The organism is Bacillus cereus group sp. Sample62 (genome assembly GCF_036851315.1).
GTDB classification, from domain to species: Bacteria; Bacillota; Bacilli; order Bacillales; family Bacillaceae_G; genus Bacillus_A; species Bacillus_A wiedmannii.
The window spans coordinates 603,135-627,678 of the sequence record NZ_JAFLPK010000001.1 but is presented as its reverse complement, the minus strand read 5'-3'; the positions used below and the strand labels follow the sequence as shown (position 1 = coordinate 627,678).

Below are 24,544 nucleotides of genomic sequence, written 5' to 3'. Positions count from 1 at the left end.
ATTTATAGAAAATCATTCTTCTACCTTCTTTATTTCCACTCGTTTAATTTGATGCACATCCTTTTCAAGAACTTTAAAAGAAAAGCCGTGTTTTTCAATAATATCTCCTTCAGCAACGATTTGCTTTTGTACCATAATCCAGCCACCAATTGTATCTACATCATCAGCGATTAAATGTATGCCGAATAAATCATTTACTTCACTAATAAGCACTTTTCCCTCTACAATTTTACACCCTTCACTTATATGCTCTATAGGCGGGTGTTCATCTTCATCGTATTCATCTCGGATTTCTCCAACAATTTCTTCTAAAATATCTTCTAGTGTAACGATCCCCGCTGTACCACCATATTCATCATATAATACAGCTAATGGAATTCGCTTTCTTTGCATTTGTAATAGCAAATCATGAATAGGGATATTTTCTAACACCTCAATAACTGGCCTTGTATATGGTGTAATCGAGCACTCCTCATCTCGATTACCATCCATATAACGAATAAATAAATCCTTTACATTAACCATCCCAATAATTTCATCTTTATCTTCACCAAATACGGGATATCTCGTGTACTTTTCTTGTGCGATTATTTTAATATGTGTTTCAAATAGTTCGTCCTCATATAAACCTACAACTTCCGTACGAGGTACCATAATTTCCTTTGCGACTCTATTATCGAATTCAAAAATATTATTTACATATTTAAATTCCCTTTGATTAATCTCTCCACTCTCATAACTCTCAGATAAGATTAATCGTAATTCTTCCTCCGAATGAGCTACTTCATGTTCCGAAGCCGGATGTAATCCGAATAACCCTGTTACAAGCCTTGCAGAACCATTTAAAGCCCAAATAAACGGATACATTACTCGGTAAAAGTAAATAATTGGCTTCGATAATAATAAGCTAACTTGCTCTGCCCTTTGTATAGCGAGCGTCTTCGGAGCAAGTTCACCAATGACAACATGTAAAAACGTAATAACTGCAAAGGCAATAATAAATGAAACTGTACTTGCAATTGCAGGAGATAGGTGTAGTTTTAAAAACAACGGCTCGAGTAAATGTTTTATAGTCGGCTCGCCTAACCACCCAAGCCCTAAAGCAGTAATTGTAATACCTAACTGACATGCTGATAAATATTCATCTAAATTCGAAGTTACCTTTTTTGCTGCTAATGCTCCTCGTCGTTTCTCACTAACGAGTTGATCAATACGACTGCTACGCACCTTAATAATTGCAAACTCCACAGCCACAAAAAATGCTGTTAACGCAATAAGGATGGCTACCATCAGTAATTTTAAAATATCCACATATGTCCTTTAGCTTTCTTAGCTAAAGTTACACCTCCTTTAAAAAAGAAGTTTCACTTTAGTTTCTTCATTTATTTGAAAGCAACCCTATATAAAATTCACCAATTTCAAGTCTCATACAATTCTAAAGGCAAGCCATCAGGATCTTGGAAAAAGACAAATTTTTTATCCGTAAGTTCATCCGTGCGTATCGCTTCAGTCTCCACACCGCATTGTTTTAAATGGTTTACAGCTTCTTCTATATTTGTAACAGCAAATGCTAAATGTCTAAGTCCAGCTGCTTCTGGAAAACTTGGGCGCTCAGGTGGACTAGGAAATGAAAATAATTCAATTTGATACTCTTCCCCTACACATAAATCTAACTTATAAGAATCTCGTTCTTTTCTATATACTTCATTTATCGCTTTAAAACCTAATATCCGAGTATAAAAATCCTTTGACAGTTCATAATTCGAACAAATAATTGCAACGTGGTGCACTCTACATATATTCATGCTCTCTCTATTCCTTTCTTTACCAAAGATGCATATTCTCCCTTGAAATGAAAAACATATATAGCAGAATATCTCTTTTAGGGGGCTTACTATGAAATTTATTACTTTTTTCGTGGGACTTATCGTTGTTTTCTTCCTTGCTTATATTGCTAGCAACAATAAGAAACATATTAAATTTAAACCAATTTTCATCATGCTTATTATACAGTTGATTTTAACCTATTTATTATTAAATACAGAAATCGGCCTCATACTTATTCGGGTCATTTCCAGTCTGTTTACAAAGCTACTCGATTACGCTGCTGATGGTATAAACTTTGTATTTGGCGGTCTTGCCAATAAAGGTGAAATGTCATTTTTCCTTACTGTATTATTACCAATTGTCTTCATTTCCGTCTTAATTGGTATACTACAACATTTCAAAATACTACCATTTTTTATTCATTGGACTGGTTACTTCCTTAGCAAAATAAATGGTCTTGGGAAATTAGAATCTTACAACGCTATCGCCTCTGCCATTGTCGGCCAATCAGAAGTTTTTATTACAGTTAAAAAGCAATTAGCTCAAATTCCAAAACACCGTCTTTATACACTTTGTGCTTCTGCCATGTCAACCGTATCTATGTCTATCGTAGGTGCCTATATGACAATGATCGAGCCTAAATATGTAGTAACCGCACTCGTTCTCAATTTATTTAGTGGTTTTATTATCGTACTCATCATCAATCCTTACGACGTTAAAGATGACGAAGATATTTTAGAAATTAAAGGCGAAAAGCAAAGCTTTTTTGAAATGCTTGGAGAATACATTCTAGATGGCTTTCGCGTAGCTATTGTTGTCGGCGCTATGCTCATCGGATTCGTCGCATTAATTAGCTGCATTAATGACCTATTTTTCATTATATTCGGCATTACTTTCCAGCAATTAATCGGTTACGTATTTGCGCCTGTTGCATTCCTTATCGGTGTACCAAGTTCTGAAATTGTCACAGCTGGTAGCATTATGGCAACGAAGCTTGTAACGAATGAATTTGTAGCAATGATGGACCTTAGTAAAATTTCTAATAGCCTTTCTCCCCGTACAGTGGGGATCATTTCTGTTTTTCTCGTTTCTTTTGCCAATTTTTCTTCTATCGGTATTATTTCAGGTGCAGTAAAAGGGTTAAACGAAGAACAAGGAAACGTCGTTGCCAGATTTGGCCTTAAATTACTATATGGAGCTACTCTCGTTAGTATTTTATCTGCAATTATCGTAAGCATTATGTTGTAATTAGGTAAAATTTTATCATTTTCTTATCCCTATCTTTTGTATACAATAATGAATAGGTGTCTTATAAATAATCAAGACATCTATTTTTTATACATGTACAATCGCTTTTATTTAGCGTACAATATTTTTTATGTGTTTGAATGCGCTTCTAGATGTATACACTTTGATAGTTTTAAAGGAGAAAAATGATGAAATCCGATATGAACAAAGATACCCGAGCCAAAAAAGGACACTCAAAGAAAAAACGCCTACTCTGGTTCCTTCTTATTCCATTACTGATTATAGCACTTGGAGCAGGAGGTTACTCCTTCCATATATACAGTAAAGCAAAGTCTGTATTAAGTAATGCTTATTCTGAACTGGGCCGCGGGGATAAATCCAGCAAACGTGAAAAAGCCGTGAAACCTATGACTGACAACATTTCCGTACTTATTATGGGTGTTGATGAAAGTGATATTAGGGACAAGAGTTATGGAAAAGCAACTCGTACGGATGCGCTATTACTTGCAACAATTAATAAAAACGATAAATCTGTTAAACTTGTGAGTATTCCACGTGACTCACGTGTCTACATTAAATCACGTGATAAATACGATAAAATTACACATGCGCACGTATTCGGTGGTGTGGATAGCACAATTGATACAGTGGAGAAATTTTTAGATGTTCCAGTTGATTACTATGTAAAATTCAACTTTAAATCGTTTATCAAAATTGTCGATTCTCTTGGTGGTATTACTGTCGATGTTCCAGTTGAGTTTTCAGAACAAAATAGTAAAGACGAAGCAGATGCTATTCATCTAAAAAAAGGACGTCAACATTTAAATGGAGAAGAGGCATTAGCGCTAGCTAGAACTCGTCATATCGACAGTGATTATATGCGCGGTCAACGACAACAGCTTGTTTTAGAAGCTATTGCTGCAAAAGCACTTTCTCTTAATTCTATTAATAAAATCGGTGGCCTATTAGACGCTGTCGATAAAGACTTAAAAACAAATTTAACTTTTGATGATATGATGACAATTGCCAAAAATTCAATGGATTCCAATTTAAAAATGGACAAAATGCAAGTAGAAGGTACTGATAAATATATAGGTGGTATTTATTATTACGTTCCAAATGAAACAAGCGTCAATAATATTTCGACAACACTACAAGAACATCTCGGTGTTACGAATAAAAATGAACATAAAAAATTATAATAAAAAGGCTGCTAGATCTTTCTAGACAGCCTTTTTATTATAATTTTCAACATATTTCTCGTACATATTGTGACAAAAAGAGACAATTATTACAACAGTGTAACATTTTTTATAAAAACATTACACACATAGTGGAAATAATAGTATACTAGTACGTACATAATGTTATTTTCATCATTTTTATACAAAAAATGTAATACATATATTTATACAAAAATTTCTGGGGGGAAATAAATGAAGCTAAGTAAAATACTGATCGGTTCTGCAATTACTGGAGGCATATTACTTTGTGTAGGCGGTGTTAGTGGATATCAATATGTATCCAAACTAAATAATCAATTAGATACTACTGCATTACCAAATACTACATTTGAAGGTATTTCTCTCGATGGAAAAAATAAAAAAGATATTCAAGCAATTATTAATCAAAAGGTAACTGAATTAGATCAAAAATCTCTTACCTACATATTCCAAAATGATAAACAAACGTACACATGGAAAGATTTAGGGATAAATTATAAAGAAAAAGATATTATCGACAAAATCTTTAAAGAACAAGAAGGAAGCGCAATGAATCGTTACCAAATGCGGAAGCAGGCCGAAAGCGGTGAATTAAAACGTGACTATAAATTAACAGCTCAATTAAATACAACTGCTTATGAAAGCTTTATGAAGGATAAATATAATGACACATTAAAAAATCCTGTTAATGCAGAATTAAGTGTTGAAGGCTCTACAGTAAATATTAGCCAAAGTCAAAATGGAGAAAAAATTGATAAAGGAAAACTAACTGATTTAACGCAGCAAGCCATTACTTCTGGCTCATCGGACGTTACATTACCAGTTACACTCTTAAAACCTGAGCGTTCTACAGAAGATATACAGAAAATGGGGATTAAAGAAGTAATTGCTGAATATTCAACTCCAATGGCTGGTCGGAATGGAAACCAGTCCTATAACGTAAATAAGTCAGCTAATACTTTAAGTGGAGTTATTGTCGCACCTGATGAAACGTTTAGTTTTAATGGCCGTGTTGGCGTAACGGATGCTGCCCATGGTTATAAATCCGCAGCAGTATTTTCACAAGGTAAAGTTATACAAAGTGCAGGCGGAGGCGTTTGCCAAGTTAGTAGCACTTTATATAGCGCAGCTTTAAGAGCAGATTTAGGAATTGTTTCTCGAAGCAATCATTCTATGCCCGTAAATTATTTACCACTTGGGCAAGATGCAGCAGTGGCAGATTATGGTCCGGATTTAAAATTTAAAAACAATACAGGCAATCATATTTATATTCAAGCATTTTCAAATGGCGGTAGTATTACTACTCGCATTTTTGGTACAAATACTGGTAAAAATGTTGAAGTTTCTTCTCAAGTAGTTAGTAGAACTGGTGATAAAATAACAGCGGTTACGTATAAAAAAGTAACACAAAACGGTGAAGTAGTATCAAATAGACAAATTTCAAAAAGCGTATATAAAAGTGCCCCAACACAATGAGACACTATCAAATTTGCAAACAAAAGAGGCGTGATCTATTCACGCCTCTTTCTTTTGCAATAATAGTAAAAAAGCTTCAAGATGGTCTTTCGTTTCTTCTAAAGACCACATGCGATTTCCTTGCTTCGCAGCTAATACGCACGCCTCTTCCCAAGCGTTTTTTTTCTTCATATATAATAATTCATCGCGTAATTTCAAAACAATTTCTTCATCTTCTTGCTCTATAAACTCTTCCATCACGCCTACTATTTCATCCTCATGGATACTTAACGTACAATACGATTTGAGAAAATATTGTAATGTCGTATACATATTTACTCCCCCTTCTTATTTATCAGATGGATAAGAAGTAATGATCTTATATCCTAAATCTCCTGACTTATCTCTCGCCAAAACAGTAACAGTTTTTACTAACTTGTCTTTTACATTCATATTTTTCTTTATTACCGTTTTTCCAACTGGGAATGAATGAGTTGTATTTAATACGAGACGAGCCTCTTTAGAATTTTTTAACCAATCTTGAATTTCCTTCTCATGCTGCTTCAAACTATCTTTTACAGCTTTCGTCGCTGTTTCCTTATCATAGTATGTACTTGCCGCTGATACTTTATCTGTCTTCAAGCGATTCTTCAAATCCTCTTCTGATTTTCCTACATGTCTTTCAATCGTATGACCATTTTTAGGTGGCCCTTCCATTTCATCTAAAATATTATCACTAATTTTTTCTACTGATGTCGATTGATTCCCTGTTTGTTTCTCTGTTTTTTGTTCTTTTCCTGCACATCCACTTAAGATCAGCATTAATGCCAATAAACTACTCAAGAAAAGACTACTTATTCGTTTCATCATATCACCTCTTCCATGATTATTATCGTAACTTCACTAAAAGTCAATTTCACAACGAAAAAACATATACACTTTTTAAATTCCTCATCAATTTTGCCATATTACCACCCTAGTTTCATCAAACTACTATTTTGGACCCCCTCCGAAATATACCCCTATATTTTACTGATTATTTCCCGACTTAAAACACCACTTAAAACACCAAACGAACCCTGTAAATATGGGGTTCGTTTGGTGTTTTTTAAACCATAAAAATATACCCCTCATTTTATATACCCAATACCCTAATAAGGTATATAAACGGTGTTTTATCAACAGTTTCCTACATTATGTAAATTTGCACTTGCCTACACAATAGAAATATGGTGTAATGCAAAAAAAGATAAAGGATTTTAAACAATGGCTGAAACAATTCAAAACTTCTTAACAGACTATTATTCAATCGCAATTCCACTTAGTATCTTAATTAACGTCATCATCAGTCTTCTAGGTTTTATCCCTAGTATTTTTTTGACCGCTATTAACATACAGCTCTTTGGTGTAACAAACGGAACTATTATTTCGATCGCTGGTGAGGCATTAGGGGCTATTATCTCGTTTTATATTTATCGTATAGGCCTTCAGAAATTCACTCACAACAAAGTAAATAAGTATCCAAAGGTAGAACGCCTACTTTATGTAGAAGGTAGAGAAGCCTTTCTACTCGTTCTATCGTTTCGATTCATACCTTTCATCCCATCAAGTATCGTTACTTTATTTGCCGCTCTAGGCAAAATGTCACTACTCTCTTTCAGTATTGCCAGCACAATAGGGAAAATACCGGCTTTGTTAATCGAAGTATATTCTGCCTATCATGTCATGAATGGAACGAATGAAGCGAAGTGGATTGTAACAATAGCGGGGTGTGTTGGATTGTTTTATTTGTGGAAAAAATGGAGAAAAAAATAAAGAAGGAGCATATGCTCCTTCTTTATTTTTGAAGTATTTTATTAATAATACTCTCTTAAACCCTTAGTTTACACCAACAGCACTAAATGATTGCTTCACTGCTGCTACTTCCGCAGAAGTCGCACCATATAAATCAGCTGCAGCTTGTACTGCACCAGCACGAGCTTGGCTAAATGTAGTAGATTGCGTGAAATATTGTGTATTTGCACGGTAATAAATTGCACCTAACTTATCTTTACCAATACCAGTTACAGTTACACCAGAATGTGTACCGCCATTTGCTAATAAATAAGCTTGTTTGTTAATGATACCACTGTTCGTATGAACCCCACCGTTATCACTTGAACCAGTGTAACGCTTAGAATAATGGTCTGGGTCACCATATTTCGCCGGATCACTCATAGAACGAAGCGCATCTCCTGCTTTACCAGGCGTGTAAATATCTTCACCAATCTCCCAATCCGGATTACGATTATCATAGAATTCTACTAAAGTACCAAAGATATCAGAAATTGCTTCATTTAGTGCTCCTGATTCATTTTGATAAATTAAATTCGAGCTATTTTCCGTAACCGCATGCGTTAATTCGTGACCAATTACATCAATACCACCAGATAATGAAGTGAATGTTACACCATCACCATCTCCGTATACCATTTGTGAGCCGTTCCAGAATGCATTATTATACTTACTTCCATAATGCACAGTTGATTTTAACGGTGCTCCTGCATCATTAATAGAGTTTCTATTAAATGTAGCTTTATAATAATCATATGTTCTACCTGCATAGTAATGAGCATCTACTGCCGCTGCATCATACGCTGCATTGAAAACATTATCTGCATCTGCCCATAATGTTCCTGGTAATGTTGAACGGTTTTTCGCATCATATGTGAAAATAGTTGCCCCACGTGTATTGTCTTGTAAGTAGTAAGATGATCCAGATAATGTTGTATTAAGCGACTTCGTATCTCCTAATACACCTTTACCAGTTCCTACTTTATTTGTTCCTGTTACAGCTGGCTTTGCTTCCTGCTTAGGAGCATCTTGTTTAACTGGAGACTTATCATCATTCGTCACATGATCAATTGTATTAAATTTATTTAACACTTTACCGCTGTCTGCTTCAATGAAATAGTAATAGTTTCCTGGACTTGGATCTAAGAAGTTCAGATTTACAACGTATGCATATGTTGTTTCTTCACCATTTTGATATACATATAAGTCCGCTTTTGGTTCTACCTCATATTTCGGTGTTACACCTAAATCTTGCTGCGCGATTTCAATTGCCTTTGCGCCTTCAATCTTATTTTTATTTTTCAGCTTGTCCTTTTTGTCTAAATCAGCCGCAACTGTTCCAGACAATACTTTTAAAGAGCCATCTTTACTCACATGGGCTACTTGAGTAGAACCCCATACAGGTACCCCTTCATAAACTTGTTGCAAACGTACTACTGTTGAATCAGTTACAGCATCTTTTTTCACTTGTTTCACTTTGAAAGAATCTTGCGCACTCTTTTCCCCTAACTTATAATCACCTTTTGCTGCGTTTAAGTAATCAAACACAACAGATTCTGCTTTCTTGCCAGTTGCTCCAGTTAAATCACCAGAAATAAACTCCGGTGACTGTACTGTCTCATTGTACTTCTTCGTAGAGAGCACATTTTTAGAATCTGCAAACGCAGAGCCTGTCCCTCCAAACGTTGTAACTGCCATTCCTGCCGCTAACACTAACGCTAAACTTTTCTTTTTCATGAACCTTCCCCCTAATAAAAAATTTTTTTGAAAAAGAGTAGTTTTATCGTAGCACTATGTTTCCACTATTAATATACTAAAAATTCAAATAATTATTTTCTCAAGTTTTGTAGGATTTTGGAGAACAAATATTGAAAAAACCCCTTTCCGATTGGAAAGGGGTTTTTTTACGATTCAATCGTTTCAACTATTTGTGTTCCTTGCGTTAAAACATCTGGTCTTGACGAATACTGTGCAATAAACTGCGTCAAAAATACAACTCCAACAACAAGTCCTAAAAACATCACCTTTTTCATATTATTTCTCCTCTCCTTTTTCCAATAGCGAAATAGTTTCTTTATAATAACGACTACTCTCTTCGAAATTACGGATCCCTTCGAAATAATTCGCAATTTCTAAATATACTTGCTTTAAATACACTAAATTACCTTCACTTTTAAAAAATGGTATAGCCTCTAATTCTAGAAATTTCTTATATTCATCCGATGTGCGGAAATATTTATATTGTAAAATAATTAGTAAATATAATACCCTTTTATACTTTTCGTGTCGCTGAGCAATAGAGATACCTTTTTCTATCCACTGGTTCGCTTCATCCATTTGTTTTAAATGAATACACTGTAATGCCGTATGATATAAAGTATCTAAGTAATTATCATCTTCATGTTGATGATATTGCAAACTTTTTAAATAGAATTCTTTAGCCTTTTCATATTGTTTTTGGTTACCATAGACTTCGGCAATATTACTTAAAGCGATACTCATAATTACCTCATTTTCAGAAAACGAACTCGCTTCACGTAAAATGCTATTGTACATATCCAAAGCCTCTTTGTACTGCCCTTGCCTTACAAAACAAATCGCTATAATAAATTGACAGTTTATCACATTACGGAATTTATATTCACTACGGAATCCCTCGATTGCAATGTTAGCGAAATGCATAGCTTTATAGGGATTTTCTAAGTGACTATATGCCAATGCTAAATTATAGTAAATACCATTCTCATGATAATTTAGCTCTTTCGCCATTTTTTCTGTTTCAATTAAACTCTCTAATCCTATCTTCCATTTGTTTTGTAAACAATTTAGTAACGAAACATTATATGTGAATAACATTTTTTGAAACTGAGATAATTTCTTATACCCTTTTTTTAATTTATTTAATCTTTCCACTCCGTTATCAATATCACGCTTAATCATAAGATAACGTACATATAATAGCTCATAATAATTCATAATTTCAAAATCAGTTACTTGCTCAATTTCTTCTTGTAAATCAGCATATATTTGCTCAATTCGTTCTCTTTCTAAATGGACGATAGCTTTATGCCAATCCTCCAGCTTCCCCTTCACATCTTCTTCTACATCTCTCAAATCCGTCACGGCAATTTCTAACCTTGTGCAGAGCAATTGTAGAATTTCTTCTGATGCTTCGATTTTCCCATTTTCGATCTTACTTAAGTATGAGACAGAACAAATGCCCTGACATAATTCTTCTTGTGTCATTTTTTGCTGTAGCCGTTTATAAAAGACTTGTTTGCCTATTTTTTCTAATGTTTGTTGCATTGTCCTCCTCCATTCTCATTACCCCCATTACTCTAATAATACATAAAATCTTGAGAAATATAAATTGATAAATGTTAATTTTCTAAAAAATATGCATTATTTCATTTTTTTCCCTCTTGACTCTACCTTCATATCCTTTCTTTGCTACGAGCGGTGAAAAATTGGTATACTATAACCAAATTATGGAGGTGTTTTCGCGATGACTTATTATAAAGACGATAGCTATGCCTTACATACAGATTTATATCAAATTAATATGGCTTATACATATTGGAAAGATGGCATTCATAATCGCCGCTCGGTGTTTGATTTATACTTTCGAAAACTTCCATTCGAGAACGGTTATGCTGTTTTTGCTGGCCTTGAAAAGATTGTAGAGTACATAGAAAACTTCAGCTTTACGGAAAGCGATATCGCTTATTTAGCAGAATTACAATTTGAAGAAGAATTCCTTCAGTATTTACAAAATATGAAATTCACTGGGACCGTTCGAAGTATGCAAGAAGGTGAAGTGGTATTTAATAACGAGCCTTTATTACGTGTTGATGCACCGCTCGGTGAAGCACAAATTATTGAAACTGCCCTCTTAAACATCGTGAATTACCAAACATTAATTGCGACAAAAGCTGCTCGTATGAAGCACGCTGCAAATAATGATGAACTTTTAGAATTCGGTACAAGACGTGCCCACGAGTTCGATGCAGCTCTTTGGGGCACACGAGCTGCCTTTATTGGTGGGTTTTCGTCTACGAGTAACGTTCGTGCTGGAAAACGCTTCGGAATACCTGTAGCCGGCACACACGCTCACTCTTTCGTCCAAGCGTATCGCGATGAATATGTCGCGTTTAAGAAATACGCTGAAACTCATAAAAAATGTGTCTTTCTCGTTGATACATACGATACTTTAAAATCAGGTGTTCCAAATGCAATTCGCGTCGCGAAAGAGTTTGGAGATCGTATCGATTTTTACGGCATTCGCCTTGATAGTGGTGATATGGCTTATTTATCTAAAAAGGCAAGAAAACTACTAGATGAAGCTGGATTTACACATACAAAAATTATTGCTTCTAGCGATTTAGATGAATACACAATTATGCATTTGAAATCTCAAGGCGCAAAAATTGATGTATGGGGCGTTGGAACAAAATTAATTACGTCCTTTGAACAACCAGCGTTAGGGGCCGTTTATAAACTAGTTGCGATTGAAGATACTGATGGAAAGTTAAATGATACAATTAAAATTTCATCTAACCCTGAAAAAATTACCACTCCAGGACTGAAACGAATTTATCGCATTATCAATCGAGTTAACAATCATGCAGAAGGCGATTATATTGCATTAGATTTTGAAGAACCAGGAAAAGAAGAACGTTTAAAAATGTTTCATCCTGTTCACACGTATATAAGTAAATTTGTAACAAACTTTGAAGCTCGCGAACTGCATAAAGACATTTTCGTTAACGGCGAAAGAACATATGAACTACCAGACATATTAGATATTCAAAAATATAATGAACAGAGTCTCGCACTATTTTGGGAAGAATATATGCGAACTTTAAATCCCGAAGAGTACCCTGTCGATTTAAGTCAAGAATGCTGGGATCATAAAATGAATTACATTCAAACTGTTCGAGAGCAAGTTGAAAAAAATATACAAAAATAAAACAGAGAAGCTTCTCCTTCTCTGTTTTTTCAATACGATATGTATCTTTGTGAAAAATATATTAAAATAGTAAGAAAAATATTTTTTATTTGTAAATTTTAATATTACGTTATTTATTTACAAAATAATATTTGTTATTATTTTATTGAGTCAATTTCAACAAAATAACATAAAAAAGAGGACGCAGGTTGCGTCCTCTTTTTTATAAATCTTTCACTCGTAGTACACGCATTGCATTTAAAACTGCAAGTAGTGTCACACCAACATCTGAGAAGACAGCTTCCCACATTGTTGCAATACCAAAAGCACCAAGTAATAAAACTAATCCTTTTACCCCTAATGCAAAGATGATATTCTGCCATACAATGCGTCGTGTGCGTTTTGCAATATTTAAAGCTGTCGCAATTTTTGAAGGCTCATCAGTCATAATAACAATGTCTGCCGCCTCAATCGCTGCATCTGATCCTAAACCACCCATCGCAATACCAACATCTGCTCTTGCTAATACCGGTGTGTCATTAATACCATCACCAACGAAAGCAACTTTTTCTTTTCCGTTCTTCGCCGCATCAATTTTTTCAATCTCTTCGACTTTTTGTTGCGGTAATAGTTCTGCGTGAACTTCATCTAAACCTAATTCTTTACCAACAGCCTCACCAACCGATTTTGCATCACCCGTTAACATGACTGTCTTCTTAATACCTAGTTCTTTTAATTTTTGAATTGCTTGTTTTGAATCTTCTTTTACCTCATCAGAGATAACGATATAACCTGCATATTCCCCATCTACAGCAACGTGAACTAATGTACCTACCGTTTCTGGTTGCTTAAATGTAATGTTTTCTTTTCTCATTAATTTAGCATTACCTGCAAAAATTTCTTTTCCTTGTACTTTTACGACTGTACCGTGACCAGAAATTTCGTTATAATCATCGATTATTTTTTCATCAATTGATTTTCCATATGCCTTTCGAATAGATTGTGCAATTGGATGATTAGAATACACTTCAGCAAATGCTGCATACTCTAATAATTCTTCATTTGCAATACCTTCGCTTGGCTTCATTTTTGTAACTTTGAAGACACCTTTTGTTAATGTTCCTGTTTTATCAAAAACAATATATTTCACATCATTCAAAGCTTCTAAATAGTTACTTCCTTTTATTAACACACCACTTTTAGATGCACCACCAATTCCTCCAAAGAATCCAAGAGGAATAGATACAACTAACGCACATGGACAAGAGATTACTAAGAACACTAAAGCTCTATAAATCCATTCTGAGAATGTAGCTCCTTCTAAAATAAGTGGTGGAATAAACGCCATGATTGCAGCTGTAATAACTACAACTGGAGTATAGTAACGCGCGAACTTCGTAATAAAGTTTTCTGTTGGCGCTTTTTTACTGCTTGCATTTTGAACTAAATCTAAAATTTTTGATACAGTTGATTCACCAAATTCTTTTGTCACTTCAATTGTTAATACACCATTTTGGTTCACAAAACCACTTAATACATCATTTCCAACTTCGACTTCACGTGGTACAGATTCACCAGTCAATGCTGAAGTATCTACCATTGATGCTCCTTCAACTACTTTTCCGTCTAATGGTACTTTCTCACCAGGCTTCACGATAATATAATCGCCGATTTGTACATCTTCTGGTGATACTTGTTTCGTTTCATTTCCAACCTTCACATTCGCATAATCAGGACGGATATCCATTAATGAAGTAATTGACTTTCGGGAGCGATTAACCGCAATACTTTGGAATAGTTCCCCTACTTGATAGAATAGCATTACCGCAACAGCTTCTGAATATTGTTGAATCGCAAAAGCTCCTAGTGTTGCAATTGCCATTAAGAAGTTCTCATCGAACACTTGGCCGCGAGTTATGTTTCTTACCGCTCTCCAAACGATATCTCCGCCTATCAATAAATACGCAAGGACGAATAACGGAATTGTTATCATTTGTGGTAAGCCAGCTAATGCAGCAATTGCTGTCAAAATTCCGCCGACCACTAATCGTCCTACCATCTTTTTCACATTTGCTTCACCATGATCGTGATTATGTCCGTGGTCATGACCACCCTTTTCTTCACGAACAACTTTTACATCTGGTTCTAACTTTTGAACGACATTTGTTATATTTGCTACAGTCGCTTCTAATTCTCTTTTATTCGCTACTTCAACTCTTAATTTCTTTGATACGAAATCAACAGTTGCTGCTGAAATAGCCGGCATTTCCTTCACTTTATTTTCAATCTTCATCGCACAGTTCGCGCAATCTAAACCTTCTAATATAAATACTTCTTTTGCAACTTTATTTTTTTGTTCTTCTTGTACTTTAATATGCGGTTCTAATTTTGTAACGAGTTGTTTTGCTTCTGTAACAACTTCACTTTCTTTATTTTGTGCTGTTTCTAAAACCATTGTTTTTGTCGCGAAATTTACAGAGCAAGAATTTACTCCTTCTATATTCCCAACGCCTTTTTCAATTTTCATTGCACAGTTCGCACAATCTAAACCTTCTAACACCAGTTTCTTTTTCACTAATGCTTCAGCCATCGTTCTCCCTCCTCGCGTTCTTTTTATTCTTCCTCGTTTACGTGTTCAAACGCTTGCTCGAAGATATGAATTACGTGCTGGTCAGCTAACGAATAATAAACGACCTTTCCTTCTTTACGATTCTTTACAAGTTTCGCTTGCTTTAACACACGAAGCTGATGTGAAATAGATGATTGTGTCATTCCTAATAAATAAGCTAAATCACAAACACACATTTCAGCTTCAAATAATGCATGTAATATTCTCGTCCGTGTACGATCGCCTAATACTTTAAATAATTCTGCTACTTTACTTAAACTTTCATCAGTTGGAATTGTTTGTTTTACTTGATCAACAACTTCTTCATGAATTATCGTTTGAGAACATGTCTCTTGTGGTGTTTCTACTTTATTTACAGCCATTATAGCTCACCTCTTCATTTGAACATATGAACAATCATTCATATATCTTATACTTTTATTATATGAGCGTCTATTCATATGTGTCAATGAAATCTCATACATTTTTTCGAACATTTTGTTCACATTTTAATAAGACGTACACATATTTTCCGCATCCATTACATTCTCATACAAAAAAGGATGTACATTTTGCACACAAGAAAAAAGCCTTGCGCGTTCCCTAGACGCACAAGGCTTACTATACTTATATCCCTTTTAATTAAGCTTTTAATTAGCTTGTTCTAAATTATCCTGCGAACTTCCATCGTCTTTTAAATGACTATGTTTTTTCGAATAAACAAAGTATACAACTACTCCAATTGCTAACCAAACACCGAAGTATATCCATGTTTTTAACGGTAAATTTACCATTAAGAATAGACAACATGCAACTGAAATGATCGGTAAGATCGGTACAAGTGGTACCATAAATCCACGTTGTAATTTCGGATGCGTTTTACGAAGAATGATAACAGTTACACCAACCATGGCGAATGTTAATAACGCTCCAATATTCGCTAAATTCGACAATTCTTTTAAATCGATAAATCCAGCAATTAAAGCACTACCAATTCCTGTTAACCAAACTGAAAATGTTGGTGCTTCAGTCTTCTTGTTAATTTTCGCGAAAGATTTTGGCAATAAACCGTCACGGCTCATCGCGAAGAATACACGAGTTGTTGCATAAATATAAGCGAAAATTACAGCCATAATACCAATTACAGCTCCAATAGCAATTACACCAGCCACTTTATCTTGTCCTACAACTTCTAACACATATGCCATAGCTTCAGGTACATCTAATTCTTTATAAGAAACCATACCTGTCATAACGAGACAAACTACAACATAAATGATTGTACAAATAACTAGCGAAGCAATGATACCAATTGGTAGATCACGTTGCGGATTTTTTACTTCTTCAGCAGAAGTTGCTAATGCATCAAATCCTAAGAAAGCAAAGAATACTGCTGCTCCCCCTGCGAACACTCCACTTAAACCGTAAGGTGCAAATGGTATCCAGTTTTCTGGTTTCACGTAGAATACACCAACTGCAATGAATAAAACAACAATACCAATTTTAATTAATACCATTATGTTATTCACACGCTTACTTTCTTTTGTACCTCGTGATAATAACCAAGTTATCACTAACGTAACGATAATTGCGGGTAAGTTCACCATACCACCTTGCGATGGAATCGTTAACAAGGCTTTAGGAATTTCAAGTCCTAATCCACTCACTAAGTTATTGAAATAACCCGTCCATCCGCCAGCTACTGCGGCAGTTGTTACGACATATACGGATAACAATGTCCATCCCATTAAATGGGCAACAAACTCACCAATTGTTGCATATGAATATGTGTACACACTACCTGAAACAGGAAGTGTAGATGCAACCTCTGCATAACATAAAGCTGCAAATCCACAAACAATTGCTGCAATCATGAATGAAAAAATAACTGCTGGACCAGCATCTCTTGCTGCTACTAATCCTGTTAATACTAGAACTCCTGTACCGATTATCGCACCAATCCCTAGCATTGTTAGGTCGAATGCCCCTAGTGTTTTCGTTAAAGTTTTACTTTTACTTTCCCCTAACAATTGCGTAACGGATTTCTTTTTAAATAGGTTGGCCACGATGTATGCCCCCTTTTGCCAAGAAGAGCTAAGAGATCTTCACTCTTAGCTCTTATCATGTTGGTTTATATATTGTTCGATTTTGTTTTGTATAATGCTTCTATTAGCAAGATACTGTTTCTGCTTCTAATAATTCTTTAGCACCTTTGTACTCTACACCGTGAGCTTCTGCAACTGCTTCGAATGTTACATAGCCGTCTAATGTGTTAATACCTTTTAATAATGCAGAGTTGCCTAGGCAAGCTTCTTTGTAGCCTTTGTTAGCAATTTGTACTGCATATGGTACTGTTACGTTTGTTAATGCAAGAGTTGATGTACGTGGAACCGCACCTGGCATGTTTGCAACTGCATAATGAACAACGCCGTGTTTTTCGTAAGTTGGGTTATCATGAGTTGTAATACGGTCAGTTGTTTCGAAAATACCACCTTGGTCAATCGCGATATCTACAACAACAGAACCTGGTTCCATTGATTTAATCATTTCTTCTGTTACAAGTTTTGGCGCTTTTGCACCTGGGATTAATACTGCACCGATTACAAGATCAGACTCTTTTACAGCTTCTGCAATATTGTAAGGATTAGACATTAAAGTTTTTACTTGGTTTCCGAAAATGTCATCTAATTGACGAAGACGTTCTGCACTTAAGTCGATGATTGTTACATCCGCACCTAGTCCAACTGCAATTTTAGCAGCATTTGTACCAGCTTGTCCACCACCGATGATTGTTACTTTACCACGTTTAACACCTGGAACACCTGCAAGTAAAATACCTTTACCGCCTTTGTTTTTCTCAAGGAATTGTGCACCAATTTGTGCAGCCATACGACCAGCTACTTCACTCATAGGTGCAAGTAATGGTAGAGAACGGTTTTCTAATTGTACTGTTTCGTATGCAATCGCAACAACTTTCTTCTCAATTAACGCTTTTGTTAATTCTGGTTCTGGAGCTAAGTGTAAGTATGTGAATAAGATTAAACCTTCGCTGAAGTGTTTGTATTCGCTTTCAACTGGTTCCTTAACTTTCATAACCATTTCCATGTTCCAAGCTTCTTCAGCCGTATCAACAATTTTCGCTCCTGCTTCAACATACTGAGCATCTGTGAAACCAGATCCTAGACCTGCACCCTTTTGAATGAATACTTCGTGATTGTTACGAATTAAATGTACAACACCTGCTGGTGTCATTGCCACACGGTTTTCGTTGTTTTTAATTTCTGCTGGTACCCCAATACGCATAATGAAATGCCCCCTTATAATTAACAGAAAAAAGAAAGTCTTTTTTCTTTTTGTAATAATTAATAACTTATGTCCTTATTCTAGCATAACTTAAAAGTTATGAAAACGCTAACATATCATTTTTTTAAAGTTTATATATTTAGAATAGTGTAAATATATGGAACATTGATTCTATTAGCATCTTCGCTCCATTCCATTATCTATCACTCTATTTTTATTATACTCCTTAAAAATAAGCAGCATTCATTTATTATTCGACAATAATGTAACAATGTAAGAAACCCCAAGGATGCCGTATACATATACAGTTATTAATTTACACAATACTTTAGGGATATATTCTTTTCATACAAAAAACAGCTGCGGGCATTTAGCCAGCAGCTGGATAACTTATAAATAACTTGGAAAATAAATCATCTGTTGTTTCACTAATTTTATCAAACAGATCACTTTCTTCCGCTTCTTGTTCTTTTAACATCTTAATTGTTTCACGTGCATCTTCAGGATAATCGGTAATGATACCATCTACGTTTAACTTATAATATCCCTTTAAACTTTCCATATCGTTTACCGTCCATACGTAAATTGGCTTATTTAACTTCCTTGCTTCTTTTACTAATTTCTTATTTAACATGTATTCTTCCGCTACATAAAAATCAGCTTTCACATTCTTTAAGTTGGCTCTACTTGCATACAGTATATATCCTACTTTTATATTTGGATTTGCACGTTTAAACTCTTTAATAAGCGGATAGTGTAGCGTTTGAATGACACATTGTTTCTCAAATTCATTATCTTTAATCACTTTTAATACTTTGTTTACGAAATCTTTTTCGCCACCATGAAGCTTCACTTCAATATTAAGTTTGATTTTGTCCTTTGACAGCTTAATGATCTCATCAAGTGTACTGATTTGTCCTGAAAACCCATCTTGACTAAGGGTAAGCTGTCTTAACTCGTCCATCGTTAAATCTGACACATGAACATTAGCATTTGCAAGACGTTTTAGCTTCAAATCATGTATAACTGCTAGTTCACCGTCTTTCGTTTGCAGTACATCAATTTCAGCATAATCTGCTTTCGCATCAATAGCCCCTTGCAAAGCTTCTTTCGTATTCTCTACACCTTTTGAAATATAACCACGATGAGCCATAATAATTGGTTCTTTATATGTGTTTGTAATAAAGGTCACAATGAAGGCAACAACCATTCCCGCAGTAATAATTCCTACGATATATACGCCAATAAATTTCCAACGATGTTTTTGGAAGAAACATTTATCTGCTTTCGTTTTCGAATAATCTAATCCTTCTTCTAATAAAACATCTTCAACTGGAACCTTTTGTAAATACAATCGCGTAATCGCCATAATATAAAATGGTGTCACGATAAAGCTAAATAAATACAATGTACTCGTTAAAAACACAGACATTGTTGATTCCGCTAATAATGCAAATGTCCCTGCTGGGTTTGTAAATTCATATACTCCCCACAGACAAAGTAAATAAATTCCTATAAATAAAAGAAAGACAATTCCTACAGATATGAAAAAACCTACTAAAAAGAATAATACTTTAAAAAAGCTTTCTTTTACTAAGTTTGCACTTTTTCGTGCTGCGGTGCGGAACGGCTTTTCCTCTAAAACAATAATAGGTAAAACAAAAATCCAACGAAGATTCAAATAGGCAACTACAGCAAAGAAAGTATAATATCCAACTTGACCCATTGTTGTCTTAAATAGTTCACCTGTAATAAAATTAGGAATTTGAATCTCAGGAATCAATGCAGATTTATACCCCGTACTTAATAGTGGTAATAACACAACTGCGTACAAAACAAATCCTGGTAAGCAATATGTAAAAAGGGAAGGTAAATACGTTACTGTTTTATACAAAATCGGACGTAATCTCACCTTTTGCCTTTTATGAGCAAAGTACGAAATAATAATAAGCACCGCAAATTCCGTAAAGATAAGAAACAGTGCTAACAATGATAAAATTACGATTGCCAATATGCCGTATGGCGTCTTTAAAAACGCTAATAATTCATCATTCGTCGCATTTGCATAACCACCAAAATACAATAACTTATTAAAAATGATCCCAAATAGCGGGACAAATACAATCGCTGCTAATAATTTATAAGCAAGTTGAAAGGTTAATACATTCCAAAAAGCAAATCTAACTGTTTGAAAGGAATGTCCAATTACTCCTGGTATAGATAGTCTTTTACGGTGTTGCATATATTCCTCCACATTCTAAAACGATATTTGAGATGGATTCCACATTTCCATTTCTAATCCATCTTTTTAATAATAATATATTCCGCTTAACATGAACACTCTTATACATACAATGAAAAAAGTGATGGTTACTCCCCATCACTTTTTTCATCTACTCTATTTTTTCTCTAACCCTTGTCCAAATGCTTTCAAGAAGCTAAAACCGAATGTAATGGCTCTATTGATATCTGGATCTTTTAACACTTTAAAGAAATCCATCACTTTTGTTTTTTTACCACTATTTAATTCATCTGTAGCAAATTGCAATCCAGTAACTAAACTCGATGTGATTTGCTTTGTTACTTCTGGGTCAACTGCGGATAGCGCTTCCCCCGCTCCCATCATATTGTTGAGTGCATTTTTAACTGGTTCACGATTTAATTGCTCCACAGCGATTTTTGAAACATCTTCCTTCGCAGCAAGTAAACTAATCGCTGCATCTAATATCCCAGCCTTCTGCAACTGTGCTAAAAGCTGCATCGTTTCTTCTACTGCTTCACGATTATTAGATAGCTCATTTAGAAGTTCATCTGCTAATTGCTGTTTCTGTTCTTCCTCTGTTACAACTTTCTTTTTTATTAACGTAATTTCTTTCGCCACTATCTCCGCCCCCTAGTCCACAAGTGATACGTATTGTTTTCTTTGCCACTTTTGCTCGATTTCAACACCATTTTGCGGATTACGCTTTTTATCTCGCGGGTTCGAAGATGGTAACGGGCGGTTTCCTTTTTCACGTAATACACGCATTTTCACCATCGTTTGTTTATACGCCGGTGTACACGTATAAATGTCTGTTGCCGTCCCAGTTAAAATATTAATCGCTTCTTCATTTATCGTTGCATGCATCGGTAAATATAGCTCTTTCCCCGTTACACGATCTGTAATAAGCGCTTGTACTTTAATTTTCCCAAATGGTGATGCTAATTCCACAAGACCACCATCTTTCACATTGCGCTCTATAGCAAGTTCCGGTGAAATTTCAACGAATACTTCAGATACTTTAGATAAAATACCAGCCGACTTATTCGTCATATTCCCTTCATGGAAATGCTCGAGCATGCGTCCATTATTTAAAAGTAAATCATACTCATCTGGTGCTACAACCGGTGGTACCCATTCATCTAATGATAAACGAGCAAGTTTATCTGGGAAGTTAAATCCGTCTACATATAATAACGGTGTATCGCTACCATCATGACTACCCCAACATAAACTATTCCATCCTTCTAGACGGTCATACGTCGCTTGAGAGTATAACGGTGCAAGTGATGCGATTTCGTCCATAATTTCACTCGGACTTTCGTAATTCCAATTCCCGCCCAGCGCACGAGCAACTTTTTGCAAAATCCACCAATCTGGTTTGGAATCACCAAGCGGTTTCAATACTTCATATAATCTTTGAATACGGCGCTCTGTATTCGTAAACGTTCCTTCTTTTTCTAAGCTTGGTGCTGCCGGTAAAATAACATCAGCAAAACGAGCTGTTTTTGATAAGAACATATCTTGAACAACGAGGAAGTCTAAATTCGATAAAATATGTTGTACATGGTTCGCATTTGAATCGACTAAAGCCATTTCTTCACCCATGACATACATACCACGTAGTTTTCCTTCTTCTGCCGCAAGTAACATTGCAATATTATTTAATCCTGGCGCTTTCGGAATAGTTGTACCATATGCTTTTTCAAACTTAGCACGAAGCGTATCATCTGATACTGCTTGATAACCTGGAAGCCAGTTTGGTAATGTTGCCATATCACAAGCACCTTGTACGTTATTATGTCCTCGTAATGGATATGCACCTGCACCAGGACGACGATAGTTACCCGTAACAAGTAGTAAATTTGAAATTGCAGCGGACGTCGTACTTCCTCCTGTATTTTGAGTTACGCCCATTCCCCAAAGTATACAAGTACCATCTGCTTCATATACCATACGAGCCATTTCTTTCAGATTTTCTTTCGAAATCCCTGTAATTTTCTCTGTATAGTCCAGCGTATATTTCTCTACCATTTTGCTATATTCATCAAAATTCTTTACGTTTTCAGCTATGAACTTTTTATCATGCCAATCTTGATCAATAATATATTTCGTAATACCAGCAAGCCATACGTAATCCGTTCCTTGGCTCGGATGAACAAATAAATCCGCACGCTCTGCCATTTCATGTTTACGGAGGTCTGCTACAATTAGTTTTTGCTCGTGTAATTTATGAGCACGTTTTACACGCGTCGCAAGTACAGGATGTCCTTCTGTTGGATTCGCACCAACGATAATGACAAGTCCTGCTTCAGCTATATCTTTCACTGTTCCAGCATCCCCGCCCATACCGACAGTTTTAAATAAACCATCTGTCGCTGGCGACTGACAGTAACGAGAACAGTTGTCTACATTATTCGTTCCATATATTTGTCGAGCTAGTTTTTGCATAAGGTAATTTTCTTCATTCGTTACTTTCGATGAAGAAATGAATCCAAATGCATCGCTGCCATATTGAGATTTAATATGCTGCATGTTAGAAGCAACAACTTCTAATGCTTCTTCCCATGAAGCTTCAACAAACATATCTCCTTGGCGAAGTAATGGCTTCGTAATTCGATCTTCACTATTTACAAAGTCCCATCCAAATTTACCTTTTACACATGTGGAAATACCATTAACAGGTGCATCTGAAACAGGTTGTACTTTTAATATATGACGATCTTTTGTCCATACTTCAAAGGAACAACCGACACCACAAAATGTACAAACTGTTTTTGTTTTATTAACTTTCGTCTTACGCATCGCAGCCTCTACTTCTGAAACTGCCAAAATACTACTATATCCAGGCTCTACATCCTTTACAAAATCAATCATCGGATCTAACACATCTGGTTTTAATCCTGTCATGAATCCAGCTTCACCTAACATTGATTTTTCCATTAACGCATTACATGGACATACTGTTACACATTGCCCACAACTCACACAAGATGAGTCATTTATGCTTACACCATGATCCCATATAACACGTGGACGATCTAAGTTCCAGTCTATCGATATAGTTTCATTAACCTGTAAGTTTTGACATACTTCTACACACTGTCCACAAGCAATACATTGATTTGGATCATACCGATAAAACGGATGTGACATATCCACTTCACAAGCACTTACTTTCGGCTCATACGGATATTTCTGTTCTTCGATTCCCATCATATGTACCGTGTTATGGACTTTACAGTTACCATTATTGTTATCACAAACGGTACAATACAATAAATGATTCTCTAATATTCGATCCATTGCCTCAGTCTGTGCCTCTTTTGCACGCTGGGACTGTCTTTCGATATGCATACCGTTCTCTAATTTCGTTGAACAAGCACGTAATAACTTCCCATTTACTTCTACAATACACGTATCACAAGTTTGAATTGGATCTACTTCTGGTACATGACAAATTTGAGGATGTTCCAAATTACTCTCGTTAAATAATTGTAGTATCGTCTTTTCACCCGATGTGGAAAATTCTTTACCATCCACGGTTACACGGACTGTCTGTTCTGCCATAGTTTCCCCTCTCCTTACAACCAACTGTACAACACAATTATGAATCCGTTTTCAAAATCGCATTACTGTACATATTTTTGAAACGCTCTGCCCGAATACTTTTCTTATGAAGTCGATTCTAGATGTTATAAGGTATAACTACGAAAGCTTGAAAATATCACTATTCTACGGTTCTATTATATCGTACATATACAATAATAACCAAAATAATCTGTGATTTCCTTGCTAATAGGTGTTTTTATTTCCCCATTGTTTTATGATAAATATGG

At 35.3% G+C, this 24,544-nt stretch carries 19 protein-coding genes; 5 read left to right on the top strand and 14 right to left on the bottom strand.

Features of this window, described 5'->3' with window-relative positions; all coding sequences use genetic code 11:
* Positions 1-12: 12 nt before the first annotated feature.
* Complete coding sequence (locus tag J0835_RS03155) at positions 13-1,311, bottom strand: hemolysin family protein (RefSeq protein WP_087979398.1); 1,299 nt, start codon at positions 1,309-1,311, stop codon at positions 13-15.
* Between the two features lie 107 nt (positions 1,312-1,418).
* The gene (gloA2, locus tag J0835_RS03150; RefSeq protein ID WP_087979397.1) at positions 1,419-1,805 is read right to left on the bottom strand and encodes an SMU1112c/YaeR family gloxylase I-like metalloprotein; all 387 of its coding nucleotides are present in this window, start codon (positions 1,803-1,805) and stop codon (positions 1,419-1,421) included.
* Between the two features lie 91 nt (positions 1,806-1,896).
* Here gloA2 and J0835_RS03145 point away from each other — a divergent pair, with 91 nt between their 5' ends.
* From J0835_RS03145 to J0835_RS03135, 3 genes are all read left to right on the top strand, one after another.
* On the top strand, positions 1,897-3,075 hold the full coding sequence (locus J0835_RS03145; protein WP_087979396.1) for a NupC/NupG family nucleoside CNT transporter: 1,179 nt from the start codon (positions 1,897-1,899) through the stop codon (positions 3,073-3,075).
* Positions 3,076-3,260: 185 nt separating this feature from the next.
* Positions 3,261-4,277 (top strand): LCP family protein, encoded by a 1,017-nt coding sequence (locus J0835_RS03140; protein WP_301331568.1) that lies wholly within the window; start codon positions 3,261-3,263, stop codon positions 4,275-4,277.
* A 234-nt stretch (positions 4,278-4,511) separates the two neighbouring features.
* Complete coding sequence (locus tag J0835_RS03135; protein ID WP_087979394.1) at positions 4,512-5,774, top strand: VanW family protein; 1,263 nt, start codon at positions 4,512-4,514, stop codon at positions 5,772-5,774.
* A gap of 39 nt (positions 5,775-5,813) precedes the next feature.
* Here the strand turns inward: J0835_RS03135 and J0835_RS03130 are convergent, their stop codons facing one another.
* Both J0835_RS03130 and J0835_RS03125 read right to left on the bottom strand, forming a co-directional pair.
* A complete protein-coding gene (locus J0835_RS03130) occupies positions 5,814-6,086 on the bottom strand; it encodes a hypothetical protein (RefSeq protein WP_087979393.1) in 273 nt (90 codons plus the stop codon).
* 15 nt (positions 6,087-6,101) lie between these two features.
* The gene (locus tag J0835_RS03125; RefSeq protein ID WP_140386664.1) at positions 6,102-6,620 is read right to left on the bottom strand and encodes an RNase A-like domain-containing lipoprotein; all 519 of its coding nucleotides are present in this window, start codon (positions 6,618-6,620) and stop codon (positions 6,102-6,104) included.
* A 399-nt stretch (positions 6,621-7,019) separates the two neighbouring features.
* On the opposite strand from J0835_RS03125, the gene J0835_RS03120 reads away from it, so the two are divergent.
* A complete protein-coding gene (locus J0835_RS03120; protein WP_046953834.1) occupies positions 7,020-7,568 on the top strand; it encodes a TVP38/TMEM64 family protein in 549 nt (182 codons plus the stop codon).
* 63 nt (positions 7,569-7,631) lie between these two features.
* On the opposite strand, the gene J0835_RS03115 is transcribed toward J0835_RS03120, so the two are convergent.
* From J0835_RS03115 to J0835_RS03105, 3 genes are all read right to left on the bottom strand, one after another.
* Positions 7,632-9,323: a M4 family metallopeptidase gene (locus tag J0835_RS03115; protein WP_087979391.1), complete on the bottom strand. Its 1,692-nt coding sequence runs from the start codon at positions 9,321-9,323 to the stop codon at positions 7,632-7,634.
* A gap of 167 nt (positions 9,324-9,490) precedes the next feature.
* On the bottom strand, positions 9,491-9,619 hold the full coding sequence (locus tag J0835_RS03110) for an NprX family peptide pheromone (RefSeq protein WP_000757387.1): 129 nt from the start codon (positions 9,617-9,619) through the stop codon (positions 9,491-9,493).
* A 1-nt stretch (position 9,620) separates the two neighbouring features.
* The gene (locus J0835_RS03105; protein ID WP_087979390.1) at positions 9,621-10,892 is read right to left on the bottom strand and encodes a helix-turn-helix domain-containing protein; all 1,272 of its coding nucleotides are present in this window, start codon (positions 10,890-10,892) and stop codon (positions 9,621-9,623) included.
* A gap of 199 nt (positions 10,893-11,091) precedes the next feature.
* On the opposite strand from J0835_RS03105, the gene J0835_RS03100 reads away from it, so the two are divergent.
* Positions 11,092-12,555: a nicotinate phosphoribosyltransferase gene (locus tag J0835_RS03100; RefSeq protein WP_087979389.1), complete on the top strand. Its 1,464-nt coding sequence runs from the start codon at positions 11,092-11,094 to the stop codon at positions 12,553-12,555.
* 202 nt (positions 12,556-12,757) lie between these two features.
* Here J0835_RS03100 and J0835_RS03095 read toward each other — a convergent pair whose 3' ends face one another.
* The 7 genes from J0835_RS03095 to fdhF all read right to left on the bottom strand — a co-directional run bounded on the left by J0835_RS03095 (position 12,758) and on the right by fdhF (position 24,275).
* On the bottom strand, positions 12,758-15,124 hold the full coding sequence (locus J0835_RS03095) for a heavy metal translocating P-type ATPase (RefSeq protein WP_087979388.1): 2,367 nt from the start codon (positions 15,122-15,124) through the stop codon (positions 12,758-12,760).
* Positions 15,125-15,147: 23 nt separating this feature from the next.
* Positions 15,148-15,525, bottom strand: coding sequence for an ArsR/SmtB family transcription factor (locus tag J0835_RS03090; protein WP_000290207.1), 378 nt, complete (start codon positions 15,523-15,525; stop codon positions 15,148-15,150).
* 267 nt (positions 15,526-15,792) lie between these two features.
* On the bottom strand, positions 15,793-17,208 hold the full coding sequence (locus J0835_RS03085) for an amino acid permease (protein WP_087979387.1): 1,416 nt from the start codon (positions 17,206-17,208) through the stop codon (positions 15,793-15,795).
* 103 nt (positions 17,209-17,311) lie between these two features.
* Positions 17,312-18,445 (bottom strand): alanine dehydrogenase, encoded by a 1,134-nt coding sequence (gene ald, locus J0835_RS03080; protein ID WP_048562854.1) that lies wholly within the window; start codon positions 18,443-18,445, stop codon positions 17,312-17,314.
* 370 nt (positions 18,446-18,815) lie between these two features.
* The gene (locus tag J0835_RS03075; RefSeq protein ID WP_087979386.1) at positions 18,816-20,687 is read right to left on the bottom strand and encodes a glycerophosphoryl diester phosphodiesterase membrane domain-containing protein; all 1,872 of its coding nucleotides are present in this window, start codon (positions 20,685-20,687) and stop codon (positions 18,816-18,818) included.
* A 156-nt stretch (positions 20,688-20,843) separates the two neighbouring features.
* Complete coding sequence (locus J0835_RS03070) at positions 20,844-21,326, bottom strand: DUF1641 domain-containing protein (RefSeq protein WP_087979385.1); 483 nt, start codon at positions 21,324-21,326, stop codon at positions 20,844-20,846.
* A gap of 12 nt (positions 21,327-21,338) precedes the next feature.
* Entirely contained in the window at positions 21,339-24,275 is a 2,937-nt protein-coding gene (gene fdhF / locus J0835_RS03065; RefSeq protein ID WP_087979384.1) for a formate dehydrogenase subunit alpha, read from the bottom strand.
* Positions 24,276-24,544: the final 269 nt, after the last annotated feature.